Origin of the sequence: Botrimarina mediterranea, from assembly GCF_007753265.1 — a bacterium.
GTDB lineage: Bacteria > Planctomycetota > Planctomycetia > Pirellulales > Lacipirellulaceae > Botrimarina > Botrimarina mediterranea.
Map to the genome: position 1 here is coordinate 5,839,435 of NZ_CP036349.1, position 20,432 is coordinate 5,859,866.

A 20,432-nucleotide genomic window follows, 5' to 3' on the forward strand; every position below is an offset into this window, starting at 1 on the left:
GGGTTCCACCGACGACTAACGTCGCCGGCTCGCCGTCACATTTGTGGCGTGACATCGACCGGGGGGTTTCGGCCCGTAAAGGCAGCCGACTCCTCCAGCTTCTGTGAGATCCCCATGAATCGCCTCCGCCGCTACGCGCTCGCCGCCCTTGCAGCTCTCGCCACCGCCACCCCGGGCTTCGCTGCGGAATACCGTTTCGACATCACGGATGCCGTGGGGCCCTTGGGAGTTTGCTTCGGCGATTGTGGTTTTGATTTGGGGATGCAGTTTTCGCGGATCGACTCGGCGGACTTGCTGATTCGTGGCGTCTTCGAGCCGGGCGTCATCAACAGTTACGGCGATGAAAATGGAGCCGAGTTGCCATTCGACCAGCTCTACTGGACTATCAAACTCGGTGACGCCGCCTTCCAAGACAACGTGGGTAATAGCAAAAGCTTCGCTGGGGTGGACGGGGAGTTCGAGTCTCTCGTCGGCCTTGGAAGTATTCCCATTCTGGACTCGCCTTGGCTGTTCCTCGTAAACGGACCTGCACAGTTCCCTGTCGATCCAGCTGACCTTGCTTTCCTGCACGATGGAGAGGGGCATATTTACTCCTACACAATTTCTGGGTGGGTTGATGCCATGCTGGTAACCCCCGTTGTCCACTTCGACCAGATCACCCTCATCCTCAACGGCGTCGCCGTGCCCGAGCCGAGCGCCTTGGCGATGGGCTCGCTCTTGCTCCTCGCTTCCGCCGGCCGGCGACCTTGCCGGGCGTTCCTTCGCTGACGCGCCGCGCGTGTTTATTGAGCCCTCTGCCGAGCGACGCCCGAAGTAAGCCAGGAAGCCGTGAGGGCTTGCAATCGGTTCGCCGGCTTCCGGCGAATCACGCTCGACGAGCGAGGGACGGTGTCCGGCCGTCCGGCCTTGTCGGGTGAGCGAACACCCGTGGTCGCCCGCGCGTCAAACCGGCCGCTGCCCCGCCAGACCGGACCCCCTCCGACTGGTTTGGCACGCCGGTTGCAAACCCTCACGACGACACCGCCCCGACGTCAAGCTCTGTCGGCGTCACGCCTGTTGTGGTGGGCCTCGGGGTGGCGGAGTGTGACGGTTAGGACGACCGCGCTTTCCCGACGAGGACCGGGACGGTCGTTACAACCGCGCAAGCCAGCCACGCAACACCAACCACAGGAAACGATTCATGATTGCTCCCGCCGCTATCGTCGCGTTCGTCTCGTTCGCCGCCTACGTGCTGCTTGGTAACTTTGTCACCGGCCGCCTGTAAGAACTGCTGCTACGCTGCAACGGCCGCTGCGGTTTCGCAACGCCGTTGAACCCCCACCGCCGCCACAACCGCAACCGCCTTTCTCCGCTTTGGAGAGGCGGTTGCGGTTTTTTGTAGGGGCCGCGAGTCGAGGAAAGTGGGGAACCGCGAATCCGCGCGAATTGTCGCGAATCATTGAAGGTCCGCGAATCCTCTCGATTAGGAACCGGACGCTAAGACGTGCCGGCCGATTCCCGGTTGCGGCGACTCATCAGCCGCGGGGCTTTAGCCCCCGATTCTTGCCAATCGGTTGGCTTCCCTTCTTGTAATTCGGGGGCGCGCGTTTGCGTTTCTTACACGCGCTACCCTTCCCTGGCGCCCTCCGGTCGCTGACGCGCCGGCTCACCGAAAAAAATCTTGACTTGCCCACGTGACCACTGTTACACTTGTGTAATCACTTGTCCGCGGTAAGGATTCTCGCCGTGCTGCTCCGTATCGAAAAAGGCTCGAGCGTCCCCATCTCGCGGCAGATCGCCGAACAGATCGCCTCGCTCTGCGCGGCCGGCAAGCTCAAGCCCGGCGACCGGCTCCCCTCGGTGCGTGAGCTGGCCCGCGACCTTGCCGTCAACCAGAACACGATCCTCCGCGTCTACGAACGCCTCACCGGCGAGGGCCTCCTCGACCGCCGCCACGGCCAAGGGACGTTCGTCTCGGACACCGCGCCACGCCGCGCGACCGCCGTCCACCGCAAACGCCTCATCGAAGAACTGCGCCAAGTCAGCCGCCAAGCCCTCGGCCTCGGCCTCACGCGCGACGAAGTCCACGAGCTGCTCTCTAGCGCGCTTGACCAACTCGGCGCGGAGACTCGCGAGGAGATAGCGCCGTGATTGTTGAAAGCCCCAATGACCAAATCCCAATGACCGATGCGACCGGAGCGGCAGCTCCTCATTGGTCATTGGGGCTTGGTCATTGCTCATTCACTCCCCGTCCCCGCTTCCTCATCGGGTTCACGCCATGACCCAACCCGCTATCGAGCTCCGCGGCGTCGCTAAGTCGTTCGGCAAGAACCTCGTGCTGCGCGACGTGTCGCTTGCGGTGGAGCCGGGGAAGACGTTTGCTTTCCTGGGCCGCAATGGCGAGGGGAAGACGACGACCATCCGCATGCTGCTCGGCCTGACGAAGCCCGACGTCGGCTTGATCCGTGTCAACGGCATCGACCCGATGGCGTCGCCGCTCGAGCTGCGGGATCACGTCGGCTATCTCGCCGAGGACCAGACCATGTACGGCTGGATGCGGGTCGATGAGATCGTCCGCTTCGTCGCGCCGTTCTACACGAAGTGGGACCACGAACTCGCGCGAAAGTATCTTGAAGAGTTCGACCTGCCCCTCCGCACGAAGATAAAACATCTGTCGAAGGGGCAGACGGTGCGGCTCGGCCTGGTGCTCGCGCTGGCGCACCGGCCGGAGGTGGTGATCCTTGACGATCCGGCGCTAGGGCTGGACCCGATCATGCGCAAGCAGTTCAACCGCGACCTGATCACGCACCTGCAAGGCGAAGGCCGCACGGTTTTTTATAGCTCGCACCTGCTGTACGAAGTCGAGCCCGTCGCCGACGAGGTGGCGATCCTCGACGGCGGCCGCATCGTGCGCCGCGCCGAGACCGAAGAGCTGCGCGACGACGTGAAGCAGTTCTTCGTCGCGCCGCGATACGAGCCGCTGGTCGAACGCTTCGGCGAAATCCTCGACCGCCGCGTCGATAGCGAGGAGCTGGCGATCACCACCGCCCGCGCCGAAGCGGTCGCCGAAGCCCTCCGCCGCGAGGGCGTCACGCCGCAAGCGATGGACCTCAGCCTCGATGAAATTTTCGAAGCGTACGTCGCCGGCCAGCGCGGCAAGACAGCGCCGCCGCCGATCGCCGAAGACCCCCAAGAACTAGCCGACGCCTCGTAGGGTCCGCTGTGCGGACAGCAACAAATGTGGGAGGGGTCTCCAGACCCCGATTACGGTATCCATTCCGAAACGGCAGGGTACGCGTAATCGGCGTCTGGAGACGCCTCCCACAAACAGACGCCACTAAACCTTTAAGCAATCACCACTCCCAAACCTTTCACCACGGTCCGCACAGCGGACCCGACAACCATGAACGGCGCGATCTGGCGAAGCCTGCTGTGGAAGGAATGGCGCGAGCACCGGTGGAAGCTGGCGGCGCTGGTGGTGGTCGTGCTTGGCTTGCATGCTTGGGTATTGGATGCGACTAGGCCCGGACCTGCTCACTACGCGAACGCCTTCTGGGCGACGTTGTTTATCGTTGTGCCGATCGGGAGCGCCTTTGTCGCGATAGGTCTGGCGGCTGGTGAGCAGTCGCAACGAACGGCGTCTTTCATGAGGTCATCGCCGGTTGATCTCCGTGGGCTTGCTATTGTCAAGTTACTAGTCGGCGTGGCTACGATTGCGGCAATAATAATGCTAGCCGCAGTGCTCACGCGCGCTTTAGTCGCGGCAGCGGACGCGTATAGCTGGCAGTCCGACGCCAGCTCATTGGAATCGCTGGATTCCTTAAGACATCTCTACGAAACCGGCGGCTGGTTCTTAACCGCTCTGCTCATCGGCGTCTCGGTCAGCATCAGCCTGATACTCTGGATGGCCGCACCAGCGGTGAACAGCAAGAGCGAGGTGCGTGCAGGAGCAATCGGGCTGATCGTTGTCGTTGCGTGCTGGACGCTCTTAGCCTGGGGGGTGTACTTCGTGAATAGAGACGCGGCCCCAAGTTCTGATCAAAGAGTCGTCATAGCGCATCTCGCTGCGATGATGCCGGGCGGCATTTGGGTAGCGCTGATCTCGCTAGACGGCCTCGCCGGCCAGTCGTACTTGCTCTTTCCGTATCTAGCGACGCACGTCCCGCTCGCTTGCTGGTACATCACTCACTTTGGTCACACCGGCGACCGCGAGCGATCGCGGCTTAGCGATGCCGATCCTTTGGTAGCTGCCGCTCCCGTATGGCTTGGGCCGGCACGACGATCGCCCCTGACGGCGTTGTTGTGGAAACACACCCGCGAGTGCGCGCCAATCGTGCTCGCCGGCGCGATTGGGGCTCTGGGGTTAGCGGTCACCACCATTTGCGTGCAGTATAGCCAGAGCAGCACGATCGATTTAATGGACATTACCAGCGAATCCGTACTCGTAGCCTTCATCACGCTCGGATGCTGTGCCGGACTGGTGTGTGGCGCCGGTGTTCTTACCAGCGAGCTCGAGCCGCGCCTGTTAACTTTCTGGCGAACACGGCCGATCCCGATCGACCTCTGGTTTGCCATCGCGTTCCTTGGTGGATTGGCGTTGCTCGTCGGCGTCTTCGGCGTGCCGGTCGCTGTCGCTTATCAATTCACCATGCCCGAGGACCGTCAGAATGAGCCGTCACTGGTCCTAATCTTGGCGATTCTCGTGCTCAGCTACGCGTCGGGCGCATTCACCGCGTCCTTCGTGCGGAATCCCGTCTACGCCAGCATTCTCGGCTTCTGCGTGATGATGATCGCGTTCGCGACCGCTGCGACGGAATGGATCGACATCCCCATCGCGTGGCTCGGCGTCGCGGCGCTCGCTTTAAGCGCCGTGCTGGGCGTCGCCGCTTGGGTCTGCGTCCGCAACGACTGGTCGCTGCGGTTGTCGTGAACCACCGCCGAAGAACCGGGTCTTAGCCGTAGGCGGCAGCCCACGGCGGAGCGGGCGCCCACTTCCGCCGTGGGCTGCCGCCTACGGCTGAGGTCGATCGGGGTGGTTCGGTTGTCCGTGGGTTGAACCGCCGCGACGGGCCGCGGAGAATGGGGCGTTCCGCGCCCCCCTCCGGTCGCTGACGCTCCCGGCTCGCCCGCCCCTCGGCTCGCCGGCCGTTCCCTCAGCCCCTAACCCCTCGCCCCTGGCCCCTCCCCTGATGTCTCCCGCCAAACTCGCTCTGGAAGACGGGACCGTCTTTGCTGGCCGCTCGATCGGCGCCGCCGGTGAAGTGGACGGCGAGGTCTGCTTCAACACCTCGATGACCGGCTACCAGGAGGTCCTGACCGACCCCAGCTACCGTGGGCAGATCGTCACGATGACCTACCCGCAGATCGGCAACTACGGCGCCTCGGCCGCCGACGCCGAATCGGCGGGGCCGCAAGTCGCCGGGTTCGTGGTCCGCGAAGAGAGCCGCATCGCTAGCAATTTCCGCAGCGAGCAGGCGCTGGGCGATTACCTACGGGGCCACGGCGTGGTGGCGATCGACGGGCTCGACACGCGGGCGCTGGTTCGGAAACTACGCAGCGCCGGCGCGATGCGCGGCGTCATTTCGACGACCGACCTCGACGACGCCTCTCTGGTGGCCAAGGCCAAGAAGAGCCCCGGCCTTGTAGGACGCGACCTGGTCCGCGAGGTTACGCCTAGCGAGCCTCTCGTGTGGACCGAGCGTCTGAGTGCCTGGACCAATTTGGACGCGTCTGGGAGCGATTCTGGGGCTCCTGAGGGCCCACTGGGTCGTCCAGAACCGTTGGGACCTCATGTCGTCGCCCTCGACTTCGGCATGAAGTGGAACATCCCCCGCCACTTCGCCGGCCGCAATTGCCGCGTCACGGTGGTCCCCGGCACGGCCTCGGCCGCTGACATCCTCGCCCACGAGCCCGACGGCGTCTTCCTTTCGAACGGTCCCGGCGACCCCGAGCCGCTCGACTACGCCATCAAGACTGTCGGCGAGCTGGTGGGCCAGAAACCGATCTTCGGCATCTGCCTCGGCCACCAACTGCTGTCGCTCGCCTGCGGCGCGAAGACCTTCAAGATGAAGTTCGGCCACCGCGGTTCGAACCACCCGGTCCAGGACCTCACCACCGGCAAAGTCGAGATCACCTGCCAGAACCACGGCTTCGCCGTCGACCCCGAGTCGCTGCCGAGCGAGTTAGAAGTCACGCACCGCAGCCTCAACGACGGCTCCGTCGAAGGCGTCTCACATAAGTCGGCGCCGGCGTTTAGCGTGCAGTACCACCCGGAAGCCTCAGCGGGACCGCACGACAGCCACTATCTTTTCGAGCGATTTTTAGAGTCGATGCGAGCGTAAGCGTTCAAAAAAGGCGAGCCGGGAGCGTCAGCGACCGGAGGGAACCGCGAAGACGCGCGAATCAACGCTATTAATTCTCAGCGCCCAAGAATCACACGAATAAGTACCTCACGGATTCGCGCCGATTCGTGTAATTCGTGGGCCCGAAACCTTTCCTTCTTTCATTCGCGCGTATTCGCGTCGATTCGCGGTTCCCTTCTTGGGATCGCCGATCAATCAAACCGTTCCTGCAGGCTCTCGACCTGCATCTCGCTGCTGGCCATCGACTCCATCGCGTTGACCGCCGCTTCGGCGGCTTCGATCGTTGTTAGCACCGGGACGCCCGCCGCCGTGGCGGCGGCGCGGATCTTGCCCTCGTCGGTGCGGGCGCCTTTACCGATCGGCGTGTTCATCACCAGGGCGACGTTCTCTTCGGCCAGGTAGTCCAGCAGGTTCGGGCGGCCCTGCGTCAGCTTGTTGACGCGCGTCGCCGAGACGCCGATCGCGGCGAGCGACTCGCAAGTGCCGGGCGTGGCGAGGATCTGGTAGCCCATGTCCGCCAGCCGCTTCGCCAAGACGAGGCCGCGCTGCTTGTGACGCGGCGCGAACGACAGAAAGACGTTCCCCGACTTCGGCAGCACGGTGCCGGCGGCGAGTTGGCTCTTGGCGAACGCCATCGCGAAGCTCGGGCTGATGCCCATCACCTCGCCGGTGGAACGCATCTCGGGGCCGAGCACGATGTCGACGCCGCGGAACTTCACGAACGGGAAGACCGCTTCCTTCACCGAGACGTGCCGCGGCTTCGGGTCCTCGGTGACGCCCTGCTCCTTGAGCGACACGCCCGCCATCACCTTCGCGGCGATCTTCGCGACCGGCATGCCGGTCGCCTTGGCGACGAACGGCACCGTGCGGCTCGCGCGCGGGTTCACTTCGATGACATACAGCACCGGCGTGATCCACGGGCTCATCGGCGAGGAGTCCGTATCGCCTTCATCGACGACGGCGAACTGCACGTTCATCAAACCGCGGACGCCAAGCTCACGGGCGAGCTTCTCGGTGGCGTCGCGGATCTCCTTCTGCATCGGCATCGGCAGGCTGTACGCCGGGATCGCGCAGGCCGAGTCGCCCGAGTGGACGCCGGCCTCTTCGATGTGCTCCATGATGCCGGGGACGATGACCGTCTCGCCGTCGCAGATGGCGTCGACGTCGACCTCGGTGGCGCCTTCGAGGAAGCAATCGATCAGCACCGGCTGCCCCTGCGCGGCGATGAACGCCTCGGCGACGTAGCGGTCGAGCTGCGAGTTGTCGTAGCAGATCTCCATCGCCCGGCCGCCGAGCACGAAGCTCGGCCGCACGAGCACGGGGAAGCCGATCCGCTCGGCGATCTGCCGCGCTTGGGCGAGGTCGCGGGCGATGCCGCTGGCGGGCTGCTTCAGGCCGAGCCGGTCGATGAGCGCCGAGAACTTTTCGCGGTCCTCGGCCGCCTCGATGGCGTCCACCGCGGTGCCGATGATCGGCAGCCCCGCGTCCAAGAGCGCCCGCGCGAGGTTCAACGGCGTCTGCCCACCGAACTGCACGATGACGCCGTCCGCCTCGACGCGTTCACAGACGTTCATCACGTCTTCAACGGTGAGCGGCTCGAAGAACAAGAGATCGCTCGTGTCGTAGTCGGTCGAGACCGTCTCGGGATTCGAGTTGACCATCACCGACTCGATGCCCAGCTCCCGCAGCGCGTAGCTCGCGTGGCAGCAGCAGTAGTCGAACTCGATGCCTTGGCCGATGCGGTTGGGGCCACCGCCGAGGATGACAACGCGCTTCTTAGGCGAGCCGGCCACGTTAGTCGTCGGTGTGATCGCGGGTTCCTCCCCCGACTCACGTCGAGGGCTCGCCACAATCGACTTCGCCGGCACTTCGTCCTCGCTCCCCCAGTACGTCGAATAGAAGTAGGGCGTTTGCGCTTCGAACTCCGCGGCGCAGGTATCGACCGACTTGTAGACCGGTTTGACGCCGCGCGCTTCACGTTCACGACGCACTTCGATCTCGCTGCGACCGAAGATTGTGGCGAGTTGACGGTCGGAGAATCCGTGGCGTTTGGCTTTCCAGAGCAACGAGTCGCTTAGCGCGCCGAGCGATGGCGAGCCGGCCACGTTAGTGGTCGGTGGTTGTGGCGCCCCATCCCCGACTAACGTCGAGGGCTCGCCAGTCGCCGCTGCGCGCAACTCTTCTTCCGTCTCCACGATCTGCTTGAGCTGATCCAGGAACCACGGATCAATCTTTGTCAGGTCAAAAATGTGCTCGATCGACATGCCCGCCTTCAGCGCGTAGCGCAGGTGCCAGACGCGCTCGGCGGTGGGGACGGTGAGCTTGGCTTCGATCTCGTCGGGAGTCGGTCGGTCGGCCGCCAGCTCTCCGTTGGGACCATGCCACAGGTCTCGTGGGTCGCAGCCGAAGCCGAAGGCGCCGACTTCCAAGCCGCGCAGCGCCTTCTGAAAACTCTCCTTGAACGTCCCGCCGATCGCCATCGTCTCGCCGACGCTCTTCATCTGCGTCGTGAGCGTCGAGTCGGCCTCGGGGAACTTCTCGAACGCGAATCGCGGGATCTTTGTCACCACGTAGTCGATCGACGGCTCGAAACAGGCGGTCGTCTCGCGCGTGATGTCGTTGGGCAGCTCGTGCAGCCGATAGCCGACGGCGAGCTTCGCGGCGATCTTGGCGATCGGGAAGCCGGTGGCCTTCGACGCTAGGGCCGAGGAACGACTGACGCGGGGGTTCATCTCGATGACGATCAACCGCCCGTCGACCGGGTTGACGGCGAACTGGATGTTCGACCCCCCCGTCTCGACGCCGATTTCACGGATCACCGCCAGCGACGCGTCGCGCATCCGCTGGTACTCCTTGTCGGAGAGCGTCTGCGCTGGGGCGACCGTGATCGAGTCGCCCGTGTGGACGCCCATCGGATCGAAGTTTTCGATCGCGCAAATGATCACGACGTTGTCGTCCGCGTCGCGCATCACCTCCATCTCGTACTCTTTCCAGCCGATGATCGACTCCTCGACCAGCACCTCGCTCGTCGGCGACGCCTCGAGGCCGTTCCGGACCATGTGGTCATACTCTTGCCGGTTGTAAGCGATGCCGCCGCCGGCGCCGCCCATCGTGAAGCTCGGTCGCACAACCGCGGGCAGGCCGATCGTGTCGAGCAACTCTCTGGCGCGCTCGACCGTCTTGACGGTCTCGCCACGGCAGACCTCCAAGCCGATCTTCTTCATCGCCGCCTTGAAGCGCTCGCGGCTCTCGGCCTTGTCGATGACGTCGGCCTTGGCGGCGATCATCTCGACGCCGTGCTTCTCGAGCACGCCGTGGTTGCTCAGCTCCATCGCCAGATTCAGCGCCGTGCCGCCGCCGAGGGTCGGCAGCAGGGCGTCGGGCTTCTCGCGCGCGATGATCTTCTCGAGGACTTCCCACGTCAGCGGCTCGATGTAGGTCCGATCCGCCATCGACGGGTCGGTCATGATCGTGGCCGGGTTGGAGTTCACGAGCACGACCTCGTAGCCCTCCTCACGGAGGGCCTTGCACGCCTGGGCGCCGGCGTAGTCGAACTCGCACGCCTGGCCGATGACGATCGGACCCGAGCCCAGGATGAGAATCTTGTGGATGTCGTCGCGGCGAGGCATCGAGAGAAATGCGGATTTCGGATGGCGGATGGCGGAATCGTGGGCGCCGTCCCTCCGGAAAAACTCAGCCGGGGGCGGCAGCCCCCGGAGCCCTTTACGGAGGCCTGGCGGGGGCAAAACTGGCCTAAGTTACCACGCCCAGCGGGGGCTCGGCACCCGGGGCGGCTTGCTTGGGTGAGCCAATCGGGCGGTCCCTGCGAGCGGTCGAGCGGGGCGGCAACTATGATGGAATGGCCCCGGGAAGCTCCCACGACTGGCGTCGTGGACTCCCGGGCTATCGGTGTGGCGAATCCTGCCTGATTGACTCCCCTGCGGTTGCCGATGCCCCTGAACAAGTCTTTATCGCCCCAGCACTCCCGCGCCGCGGCTTCGAGCTACAAGGCCCACATGACCTGGGCGTCGCGGTCGGTCTCGCGCACGCTCAAGACGACCGGCGCCTTCTTGCGCCGGCAGATCTGGCTCTGGCCGATCATCGCCGTGGTGCTCCTAGCGACACTCGGCCTGTTCGTCCGGTTCGCGATCGAGCGGACCATGAAGGCGTCGCTCGTCTCCGAGCTGCAAACGCTCCGCGACGTGGAGGTCGCCATGCTCCGCACCTGGCTCACCAGCCAGGAGCACAACGCCGAATCGCTCGCCAACACCACCGCGATCCGCCAGCTCACCACCAAGCTGCTCGAAGGCAACGACCCCGAAGCCGCCAAGGCCCTCGCCGACGCCATCGGCCCCGGCATGAGCTCGCACGGTTATCACGGCTACTTCCTCCTCGACGAGCAGAAGATCATCCGCGCCGCGACCCATCCCCAGGCCGTCGGGCGGGAAGACCTCACCGACGACCCGGAGATCGACGAGTTCTTCACGCTCGCGCTCGAAGGCAAGCCCCTCGTGTCGCGGCCCTTGCCGAGCGTCTTGCCGCTCAAGGACCACATCGGCCGCATGCGGACCGGCACCCCCGTCATGTTCGTCGCCGCGCCGATCCGCGACGAGAACCTGCAAGTCGTCGCCGCCCTCGGCCTGCAGATCCGCCCCGACGAGGAGTTCAGCCGTATCCTCGAGCTCGGCCGCACCGGCGAGACGGGCGAGACCTACGCGTTCGACAAGAACGGCGTGATGCTGTCCTCGAGTCGCTTCGACGAAGAGCTGCTCCTCCTCGGCATCCTCCCCGATGTCGAAGGGAGCCGCTCGATCCTCAGCGTCCTCGTGCGAGACCCGGGCGGCGATGTCACGAAGGGTTACCGTCCCAAGCATCGCCGCGCCGACCTCCCGCCGACAAAGATGGTCGCCAGCGCCGCGGCGGGCGAGACCGCCAGCGACGTCGAGGGCTACCGCGACTACCGCGGCGTGAAGGTCGTGGGCGCCTGGACGTGGCTCCCCGAGTACGGCTTTGGCGTCGCCACCGAGATCAACGCCGCCGAGGCCTACGGCCCGCTGATCATCCTGCGGCGGACGTTCCTCGGGCTCTTCGCCTTGCTGGGGCTCAGCTCGATTGCAATCTTCCTGTTCACGCTGAAGGTCGCCAAGCTACGCCGCGAAGCTCAAGCCGCCGCTATCGAGGCCCAGCAGCTCGGCCAGTACCGGCTCGAACAACGCCTCGGCGCCGGCGCGATGGGCGTCGTCTACAAGGCGAAGCACGCCATGCTCCGCCGGCCGACGGCCGTCAAAATGGTCGAGCCCGACAAGGTCACGCCCGAGGCGCTCGCCGCCTTCGAGCGCGAGGTGCAGATCACCAGCCAGCTGTGCCACCCCAACACGGTCGCCATCTTCGACTACGGCCACACGCCCGAGGGGCTATTCTACTACGCGATGGAGTACCTCGACGGCATCAGCCTGCAGGAGCTCGTGGACCAGTACGGCCCGCAGCCCGTGGGCCGCGTCGTCGATCTGTTGCAACAGATATGCGGCTCGCTCTACGAGGCGCACACGATGGGCCTGGTGCACCGCGACATCAAGCCGGCCAACGTCATGCTCAACCGCCGCGGCGCCGACCCCGACGTCGTGAAGGTCCTCGACTTCGGCCTCGTCAAAGAGATCGACAGCGACGGCCAGCGCGGCATGGCGGGCACGCCGCTCTACATGTCGCCCGAAGCGATCCAGCAGCCCGGCACGGTCGACCCACGCAGCGACCTCTACGCCGTCGGCGCCGTCGGCTACTTCCTGCTGACGGGTCGCGTCGTCTTCGAAGCGAACGACATGCAGCAGCTGATGCACATGCACCTTGAAGACACGCCCGTAGCGCCGTCGCTCATCCGCGGCGAACGCCTGCCGGAGGAACTCGAAGACGCCCTCCTGGCGTGCCTCGACAAGAGCCGCGCCAAGCGCCCGCAAACGGCCCGCGAACTCTCGCTACGCCTCGACAAGGTCGTAGCCGAAGACGGCTGGAACGTCGAACGCGCCGACCTCTGGTGGAACCAACACGAACGCGGCACCGCGCCAAAGCTCACCAAGCCCAGCGGCTCCCCACCAACGGTCCGCGGCGACCAAGCGGCGACGATTTTGCATGAGTAGGCAGTGGGCGGTCGGCAGTGGGCAGTAAATGAGGGCGCCCGCTCCGCGGTCGCCCTCCTTCTTCCTGCCCACTGCCGACTGCCCACTATCAAAAAACCGAGGCGCCGCAGGCCAGGCCCACGACGCCTCGTTCGGTAGCTCGAGGTTGCTAGCGTTCGCAACGATCGCCAGCGGTGTTTTGCTTCCGTGACCTCCGGTTCAGCCCTTCTTCGCAGGGGCCTTCTTGGCGGGCGACTTTTTCGCCGCGGCCGGCTTGGCCTTCAACGAACGCGTCGCTTTCGCGGCGGCCGGCTTGGCGGCGCTCTTCGCCGGGGCCTTCTTGGCGGTCGCCTTGGCGGCGGCCGGCTTGGCCTTCAACGACTTGGTCGCCTTCGCCGCCGGCTTGGCGGTGGCCTTCGACTTGGCGGCAGCGGGCTTCGCTGTCGAGGTCTTGGCCTTCAGAGACTTCGTCGCCTTCGGGGTGGCCGACTTGGCGGCGGTCTTCTTGGCAGCGGGCTTCGCAGCGCTCTTCGCAGGCTTTCCAGCCATCGTCGCAACTCCAGTACGACAGTCCCGGACGGAGAGGCGGGCCCTCTGGCCCACCGTGTAGACAATCCCCGCACGGTTGGCGCGGAAAATAGAATCGGCGGGCGGGGCAAGCAAGAGCAGTTTGGCGGAACGGGAAAGCCGTCAACGAGAAACGCCCGCCAATCGCGCGACGCATCGCCTTCCGTAAGGTCCGCTGGGCGGACCCTACCAAGGGAGTGCTACGATTCTAACTCGTCACTCGCGCTCGAGCACGATCGACGCCATCCAGTCGCCGTCGAAGTCGACGGGCTTGTGCTGGTCGGGTTGCTGCTGCGACGTGCCGGTCATCGAGCGCTCGCCGCCCGTCGAGGTGTCGTAACTGAAGTAGACCCCCTTCGTGCGGCCCGGGTTGAAGTTGATCGCCACCCAGAACTTCTCCGGCAGGTCCACCACCGGCTTGTCGAACTTGACCGTCGTCCACGCCTCGGGCCCGCGCCGGAACAGCCCGTAAGGGGCGTGCTCGACGGCCAAGATCTCCGAACGGTCCTCGCTCAAGAAAGCGATCTCAAAGTCCTCGTCGGGCGCTTCGGCCGTCCCGTAGCGCGATCCGTGGATGCGAACCGCCTTCACGCCGAGCGCCCCCTCGGGCAACTCGAACCGCAGCAGGTGCCCGCTGCCGCCGAGCGACTTGCGGCCATCGGCCTTGCCGTCGGAGTAATCGACGCGGGCCGGAGCCCGCGCTGCGATGGGCTCTTTCACCGCGGGATTTGCTACAGCGGGCGGCGCTTTGGGAAATTCAGGCCAGGGTGCCGGGATCGACTTCGCCGCCGGCGCTTCACGGGGCGGTGGCGAATCGTACGGCTTGGATTGCTCATGGAGCAATCGCCGCGCCACGCGGTGATTCGGCAAGCTCTCCGCTAACTCGTCGGTGGTGCGGCCTTGTTCGCCGCGGATCAACACCAGGGCGATGTCCGGGCTCGGGCCGATGCTCAACGTGCTCACATTCAACCGAACACCCCTGACCTCCACCACCTCCCCTGCCCAGCCGCCCGGGATCATCTTCCCGTCGTCTGGATGGCCGGGATCGACGACGCGGAATTTCAAATTGCTTGGGTCTCCTTCACGCTTCAGGTGGGGCCGAGGCCGCTCATCGCCCGGAAGCAAGACGGGGAGGTGATCGCCATCACGAAGCTCCGCGATCACGCACCAACCCTCGGGGTCGAGTTCCGACGGCTCATGGAACACGCGCCACTGCCCCTGCTTCATCGTCGAGTCGGGGCCGTACTGGTTGCTTGCGGCGCCTTCCGCCGAGGAGGCGTCCTCGACTTGGCTTTCGGCGCCGGCCCTATCCGCACTGGCCTTCTTCGCCTGCTCCTTCAAGAGTTCCCGATACTCTTCCGCGTTGGGCTGCTCAGCGGCGATCCGCGCCTTCAGCGGCTTCGCCTTCTCGTGCTCGCCGCGCTCTTCGTAGACACGGGCCAGAGAGTAGACCGGGTCGATCAGCCTGTCGGGCTCGGCGGCGACGAGTCGCTCCCAGATCGCCACGGCGGCGTCGATATCCCCTTCGGCCTCAAGGCAACGGGCCAGTCCATTGAGGGGCCCCGGCGCGTCCGGCGTCTCCGCCACGATTTGCTCGAAGAACGGCTTCGCCTCCTCGGGCCGCCCTTGGTTGAGGACGGCGAAGCCGAGCCCGTTTACCGCTGAGAGATTGCCCGGATCGGCAGCGAGCACCTGCCGGAAGGCCTCCTCGGCGCCGCGTTCGTCCCGTGCGAAAAACAGGCGCCAGCCTTTTTGCAAGGAATGCGCGACTTCCGGCGAACTCGAAGCCTCGGTCTTCGGTGGCTCGGGCGCAGGAGGAGCCTCCGGTGCAGCGGGCTTCAGCACTTTCGGATCGAACGTCTCGATGTCGAACGAGTAACGCCTCTTGGCATCTTCCGCATCCTGCAAGCTCGAATAGGCGCCTCTTGCATACTGATCGATCAAGCTGAGCCGTGCAATTTCGGCATTGAACTCCGTGAGTGTCTTAACCACATCCGGCTGTTCCGCTGACCCTTTACTCAGCTCAAGATGAACAAGTTCCTCACCGAACTCCTTGAAAAGCGAAGCCGCTGACTCCGTTTTACTATCGATGATGCCGCGATACTCCTTCGCAGCTTGGCTCAGCGGAGTACGCGCTGTTGACCAGAGCCGTGAGTTGCCTGATGCGCGCAGCGATTTCTCGATTTCCGCGCCTTTTCTGACGATCTCGACCAGCTTGAGCAACGCGGCTTCCGCCTCGTCAAGATTTCCATTGATCTCGCCGCGGAGGGATTCAATCCGATCTTCTGGCTTCGGCGGCTCAGGCGCAGGCGGGGCTTGTGGTTCTTCTGGCTGTTCAAGTATCGATCGCGACGCGCCGTCGTTCGCCGGCGGCGCCGGGGGCTTCACGTTCTCGAGCGCCGCCTGCGCCTCCGCCGCGACACGCTGGGCTTCCAACAGACGGGCCTGTCGGAGTCGAGAATCGATCTCGGCGTGCGCCGCAGCTAATTCGGCGAAGCTTCTCGCTTCGGGTGACTTGTAGTCCTTGGAATCGAGTTCGGCCCTTAACACGTCAATTCGGTCCTCGGACCTTACCAGTTCCAGTAACGCCTCCCGCTGGCGATTAATCTCCTTTTGGAGTCGCATTAGCTCTTCGACCGACAGTTCCTTCGGCTCGTCCTTTGCCGGGATCGATTTCGCCGCGGGAGCGAGCGGCGCGGCGGGCAGTTGGGGTGACCAGCTGGACGTCGTCGTTGCCGCGGAAGACTTCACAGGCACGAGGAACCCCATGGCGCGGAGCGTCGCCTCATCCGCAAAACCTGTCGGCTTGAGGCCGTGCTTGGTCTGAACCTTCCGCACCGCGGCGGTGGTCTTCGGGCCATAGTCGCCGTCGATGTCGAGCTTCGGCGACGGGTCGAGCGTCTCGTTGAGCTTCCGCTGCAACTGCTGCACGCTGTGGCCGTAACGCTGGTTCGCCGCCGCGTACGTGCCGGGTCGGCCGTTGGTGTCGAGCGGTTGGAGCTGGTCCCAACCAAGGTCCAATGGCGCCGATCCGCTTGGCTGCGGTCGCCAGACGGGTTCGAGAGATTGGCGAACGGATTTGGAATCTGCCGGCGTCGGCGCCGTCAATTGATTCGACTGCTGACGCAGGGCGTCGAGTTCTCTCCGCAGCGCTTCGTTCTGTTGCCGCAGCGCTTCAAGCGCCGCATCAGCGGCGCCACCCGTCGTGCTACCAGCTTCGCGGTTGCGGATCATTGCCGTGATGACCCGGACTTCACGTTCTTTGTCGGCCGGGTTGCGATTGACCCACGCTTCCCAGATTTCGGTGGCGTCGGCGTAGGGATTGATCTTGATCGTCGCCTGCAACGAGTCGTGCCGATTAGGCATTAACTCGTCTCGAAACCATTCCGCGTCGTCACGGCTGAGGCCGTATCCAGCTGGGTCCATTAACTGACGCACCATCATGGTTTTCCACTCGAGCAGCGGGTCCGGTGGCGCGGATGCTGCCGTCGGCTTCGTTGTGGCTCTCGGCTTCGCGGCTGCGGATGTGTTCTTGTTACGCTGGTTGTATGCCGAAACCACAACCTCCATCCGCTGCTTTGTATCCTCGAGGCTCCGGCTGTAGCGTTCCGCCGCTCGGAGCGCCTCTTGATCCTTCAAGGCCGCATCACCGACAAGGGTCGTGAATAGCTGAGTGGCCATGCTGCGATGAGATTTCGCCTTGTCGATTGACTTTGCGGCGGCCGCATGGAGCGACTCGGCCATTGCCGGATCGACGCTTCTTGCAACGGTCAGGATGCGATTGGCGGCTCCGATCGACTCCTCAAATAGTCGCAGCGATTCGTCCAGGTCATGGGATTGCTGCTCAATCGGATCTCCTGTCTGCATCGAGTCGTCGATATCCTTCGCCGCATCACCTCCGGTCGCTGACGCTCCCGGCTCGCCGTCTTTCAGCGCTCGCAGTTTTAGTTCTCGCTCGTAGCGCAGCGCCTCGGCGCGGGCTTTGAAGATGTCCGCCGCGACAAGTCGGATATCACCTTCGGTCGCCGTGCCTTCCCCTTCCTCTCGATGAATCCGCATCTCCTCGGCTTGTTGCCGCAACGCGTCGTAGCGGTTCTCCCAGTACGTGTGCCAGGTGTGCAGCTCTTTGAACGAGGGCTCGCCATCAACCGGCGGCGGGTCCTTCTTGGCGGCCTCGGCCCATTGCTTCCGCAGGAGTTCGTTCTGCTCGGCGTCCGTGAGCTTGCGGCCGTTGAGGGCCATGTCGCCGAAGCGCAGGTCAGGCGAGTCGAGAGACGGATCGCTTTGCTGGAGCGTCGCGGTCACCGCGGGCGACTCGCTTGTTGTTTGGACCGTGCCGGTCACCTGCGGCGGATCGTTCGCCGCCGCAACTCCGGGCGCTGACGCTTCCGGCTCACCATCACTCGTGGGTTCATCAGCGGTTAGTTGTAGCGTCGCCGTCGGCGCTTCGGCTTCGTCGCCATCGAGCGCTGCGGTGAGTACGACGCCGTCGCTCACGGTGGCATTGGATTCAACGGGCGGCGCGGCGAGGACCAGCGCCGCTAAGCCGCAGGCGGCGGCGACGGCCATCGGTTTCGATATCGAGGCGAACAGCATCGCTCGGGTTCCTTGTTCGAGAAGTGTCAGCACCACCGCCGACGCGGCGAGCGAGCCGCCCGTCGTGATCGCTACTGCGTTGGACGTTGTTTGCAGGACCACTTGAGTTGGCGCCGCCGCGGCTGCCGCTCGTGGCTTAGCCGATACCGCGCTCATCGCCACAGCGAGCGAAACGCCGCGCCGAATCAACCGCCGCCGCAACAACTGCTTGCCGCGCGCCAGACGCCCCTGCACCGTCGCGACGGTGACGTCGGTCGCCTCGGCGATCGCGCGGCGGCTCTGGCCTTCGAGGTAACGCATCACCAGCGGCGTCTGGTAACGCATCGGCAGCTCCATCAACTCCTCGGCGAGCGTCGCGATCGTCTGTCGGCCGCTGAGGTCGGGGAACTCGGCTTCGCTCGGCGCCGTGGGGTCGAGCGCCAGGGCTTCTTCGCGGCGCGAAGCGAGTCGCTTCCGCGCCCGCAGGCTGGTTCGGTAGGCGACGCGGAACAGCCAGCCGGCGGCCGACTCGCTGGCGCCGATCTGCCGCGCGCTCTTCACGAGCAAGAGGAAGGTGGCTTGGAAGGCGTCCTCGGCGTCTTGCTGGCGGCGGAGCGTCTGCCGACAGACGCGCCACACCATCGCGGCGTGACGCTCGACGAGCTTGTCGAACGCGGCCGGGTCGCCGTGCCGGGTAAAGAGCCGCAGCAGCTCGCCGTCGGACTCGACGAGCCCGTCACCAGTGACGGCCCGGACTTGCGGCAGCGTCGGCGGCGCCGCCGCCGGCAAACGAGAGGGGCCGGGAGACGAGGGCCAGAGATCGGGGGACGCCGACACGGCAAACCGGGGGCTGGGACCAACAGGGGGGCGGCTTCTGCCCTATTAGTGTCCCCCGGCGCGGGATCGAACCGGAAATTCTTCTGAGAAATTGGGGCGAGCGCGAAGGCGGCTGTCGGCGAGCCGGCGATGTTAATCGTCGGTGGGAAGCTCGCACCTGCTTCCCACCGAGGACTCACGTCCCCGGCTCGCCGACGCTCGCTTGGTCAGACCGCGCCAGACCCGCGCCAGATCGCCCAGGATGCGTTCTAGCGGGGGTTCGCGCTGCAGGTGGACAAATGTATCGACCGCGCGTTCGGCGAGAAATGCAAGCCATTGAGCAGCATGTCCGTTTCGCAGTGAGATTCAGAGCTGCGAAACGATCGATGGCGAGCCGGCGACGTGAGTCGTCGGTGGGAAGCGCCATCGATCGTCAGAGATTGGTTGAGTTCCACCGACGACTCACGTCGCCGGCTCGCCTCAGTTCATCAACTTCACGCCGTTCTCCGCTAGCTCGATCGCCAGGTGGCGGGCGACGCGGTTGGCGGCCTCTTGGTCGTCGTGGTGGACGAAGACCAGGGTGGGCATCCCCTCGCCCTGGAGGACCTCGATCTGGAGCTCCCGGCCGGTGCGGTCGAGCTGGCGGCGGACCATGCGGCTGGCGCGCTCGGTCGCTTGGCCGAAGAGGTCCGGCTTTGAAAACCAGACGTCGCCGTGCTCGTGGTAGTCGGCCTTCTCGAGTTGCTCTTCCGGCGTGGCGGCGGGGGAGCGGTTGACGTGCAGGACGTGAGAGACCGAACAGCTGAGGACGAAGTCTTCGGCGGTCGTGCGGACGAGGCCGCCCTGGAGGACTTCGACGTAGGGTTTCCTCTCCAGCTGCACGGCTGCGTAGACGGCGAGCGACGTGGCGGTCGAGGCGCAAAGGCCTGCCAAAACAATTAGCAACGGGCGCATGAGGACAGTCCGCTAGGGGGGCCGCAGGGCGGGGAAGGCGGGAGACGCAGCGCCTAGCGGGCGGCGCGTCTTTTCTCGGGGCACGCAATGCAGCGGGTGGGGGGCTGCGGCGGGGGCGTGCGCTATTTCGTTACTCGATCTACCGATTGAGCAACCGTCGTGCCAATCGCGGCACGGCAGCGAGCGTATCCGAGAACTCCTGACTCGACCCTCCCGCGACCGGGGGGTCAGCCGGCCGATGCTGCGCTGCGTCCCACGGTCACCCTTTGCGAACGCTTGAGCGACTGTGTTGGGCTTTGCAGGAGACGCTCGATCTCTTCGGCGGACTTCCCTTGATCGAGCATGTCGCGCATCAACTCGGCCTCGGTTTCACGCCGCCGGACCGACTCCCACGCCTTCGCGGCCGAGACGCCGACGGCAATGGCGATCGCCGTGAGACAACCGATCGTGCTGATCACCAACACAAACTTCAGGTCGGCATTCATGTCGCTGAAGATGGTGGTGAACAGACCCTCCGAAAGGAGCGGGTGGATCATGGCGGTATCTCCGTGAGAAGTGGGGGTTAAGCGATTCGAACTTATGGCCGCTGGAGGGACTCAAGCCGTTGGCGAGGCGTGTTTTATCGGCATCGCGGCGATCCGCTCGGCCTCATCGACGGCAAGGCCGCTTTCGATCATCTCGCGCTTGAGGCGGCGGTCGGCTTCGTTGTCGGCGAAGATGCGGACCTGCTTAACGACCCCCTTGATGACCGAGGCGCCGCAGCCGAAGGCGACGATCAGCACCACCATGTTGAACGGCGGCGGGATATCCAGCAGGCGGCTGAAGACGCTTTCCTGAGTCGAAGGGTCCATCGCCTGCGCGAACATCGGCAGGTTCTCAATAAGGCTGGGAAGAGATAGGAACATAGGAGGAATCTCCGCTAGCCGGGGGGCGCGCGTCGGGGGCCCGATCACGGCAGTTTACACGAGACGTATCCGAAGCCTTTCGCCTCGGCGGGGCCGTTCTTGGCGATTGCCGCAAAATTTTCCCGGGGCCGGTGGCGGCGCGGCGGGACGACCCAGCTTGACGG

The 20,432-nt window shown here is 64.9% G+C and carries 12 protein-coding genes; 6 read left to right on the top strand and 6 right to left on the bottom strand.

Annotated features, from left to right (window positions below):
- Positions 1–114 precede the first annotated feature (114 nt).
- The 5 genes from Spa11_RS22560 to carA all read left to right on the top strand — a co-directional run bounded on the left by Spa11_RS22560 (position 115) and on the right by carA (position 6,320).
- Positions 115–768, top strand: coding sequence for a hypothetical protein (locus Spa11_RS22560; RefSeq protein WP_145116838.1), 654 nt, complete (start codon positions 115–117; stop codon positions 766–768).
- Between the two features lie 957 nt (positions 769–1,725).
- The gene (locus Spa11_RS22565) at positions 1,726–2,130 is read left to right on the top strand and encodes a GntR family transcriptional regulator (RefSeq protein ID WP_197529601.1); all 405 of its coding nucleotides are present in this window, start codon (positions 1,726–1,728) and stop codon (positions 2,128–2,130) included.
- A 127-nt stretch (positions 2,131–2,257) separates the two neighbouring features.
- Positions 2,258–3,193 carry an ABC transporter ATP-binding protein gene (locus Spa11_RS22570; RefSeq protein ID WP_145116840.1) on the top strand — a complete coding sequence of 312 codons (936 nt, stop codon included), beginning with the start codon at positions 2,258–2,260 and terminating at the stop codon, positions 3,191–3,193.
- Between the two features lie 189 nt (positions 3,194–3,382).
- Entirely contained in the window at positions 3,383–4,909 is a 1,527-nt protein-coding gene (locus Spa11_RS22575; RefSeq protein WP_145116841.1) for a hypothetical protein, read from the top strand.
- 259 nt (positions 4,910–5,168) lie between these two features.
- Positions 5,169–6,320 carry a glutamine-hydrolyzing carbamoyl-phosphate synthase small subunit gene (gene carA / locus Spa11_RS22580; protein ID WP_145116842.1) on the top strand — a complete coding sequence of 384 codons (1,152 nt, stop codon included), beginning with the start codon at positions 5,169–5,171 and terminating at the stop codon, positions 6,318–6,320.
- A gap of 212 nt (positions 6,321–6,532) precedes the next feature.
- On the opposite strand, the gene carB is transcribed toward carA, so the two are convergent.
- Positions 6,533–9,970, bottom strand: coding sequence for a carbamoyl-phosphate synthase large subunit (gene carB / locus Spa11_RS22585; RefSeq protein WP_145116843.1), 3,438 nt, complete (start codon positions 9,968–9,970; stop codon positions 6,533–6,535).
- A 321-nt stretch (positions 9,971–10,291) separates the two neighbouring features.
- Between carB and Spa11_RS22590 the strand changes: the two genes are divergently transcribed.
- Complete coding sequence (locus Spa11_RS22590; RefSeq protein ID WP_145116844.1) at positions 10,292–12,472, top strand: serine/threonine protein kinase; 2,181 nt, start codon at positions 10,292–10,294, stop codon at positions 12,470–12,472.
- Between the two features lie 198 nt (positions 12,473–12,670).
- Here the strand turns inward: Spa11_RS22590 and Spa11_RS23150 are convergent, their stop codons facing one another.
- The 5 genes from Spa11_RS23150 to Spa11_RS22615 form a co-directional block, all read right to left on the bottom strand.
- Positions 12,671–13,000: a hypothetical protein gene (locus Spa11_RS23150; RefSeq protein ID WP_197529602.1), complete on the bottom strand. Its 330-nt coding sequence runs from the start codon at positions 12,998–13,000 to the stop codon at positions 12,671–12,673.
- 234 nt (positions 13,001–13,234) lie between these two features.
- The gene (locus Spa11_RS22600; RefSeq protein ID WP_145116846.1) at positions 13,235–18,430 is read right to left on the bottom strand and encodes a sigma-70 family RNA polymerase sigma factor; all 5,196 of its coding nucleotides are present in this window, start codon (positions 18,428–18,430) and stop codon (positions 13,235–13,237) included.
- A gap of 459 nt (positions 18,431–18,889) precedes the next feature.
- Positions 18,890–19,363, bottom strand: coding sequence for a hypothetical protein (locus Spa11_RS22605; protein WP_145116847.1), 474 nt, complete (start codon positions 19,361–19,363; stop codon positions 18,890–18,892).
- 227 nt (positions 19,364–19,590) lie between these two features.
- On the bottom strand, positions 19,591–19,899 hold the full coding sequence (locus Spa11_RS22610) for a hypothetical protein (protein WP_145116848.1): 309 nt from the start codon (positions 19,897–19,899) through the stop codon (positions 19,591–19,593).
- 60 nt (positions 19,900–19,959) lie between these two features.
- On the bottom strand, positions 19,960–20,268 hold the full coding sequence (locus Spa11_RS22615; RefSeq protein ID WP_145116849.1) for a hypothetical protein: 309 nt from the start codon (positions 20,266–20,268) through the stop codon (positions 19,960–19,962).
- Positions 20,269–20,432 lie beyond the last annotated feature (164 nt).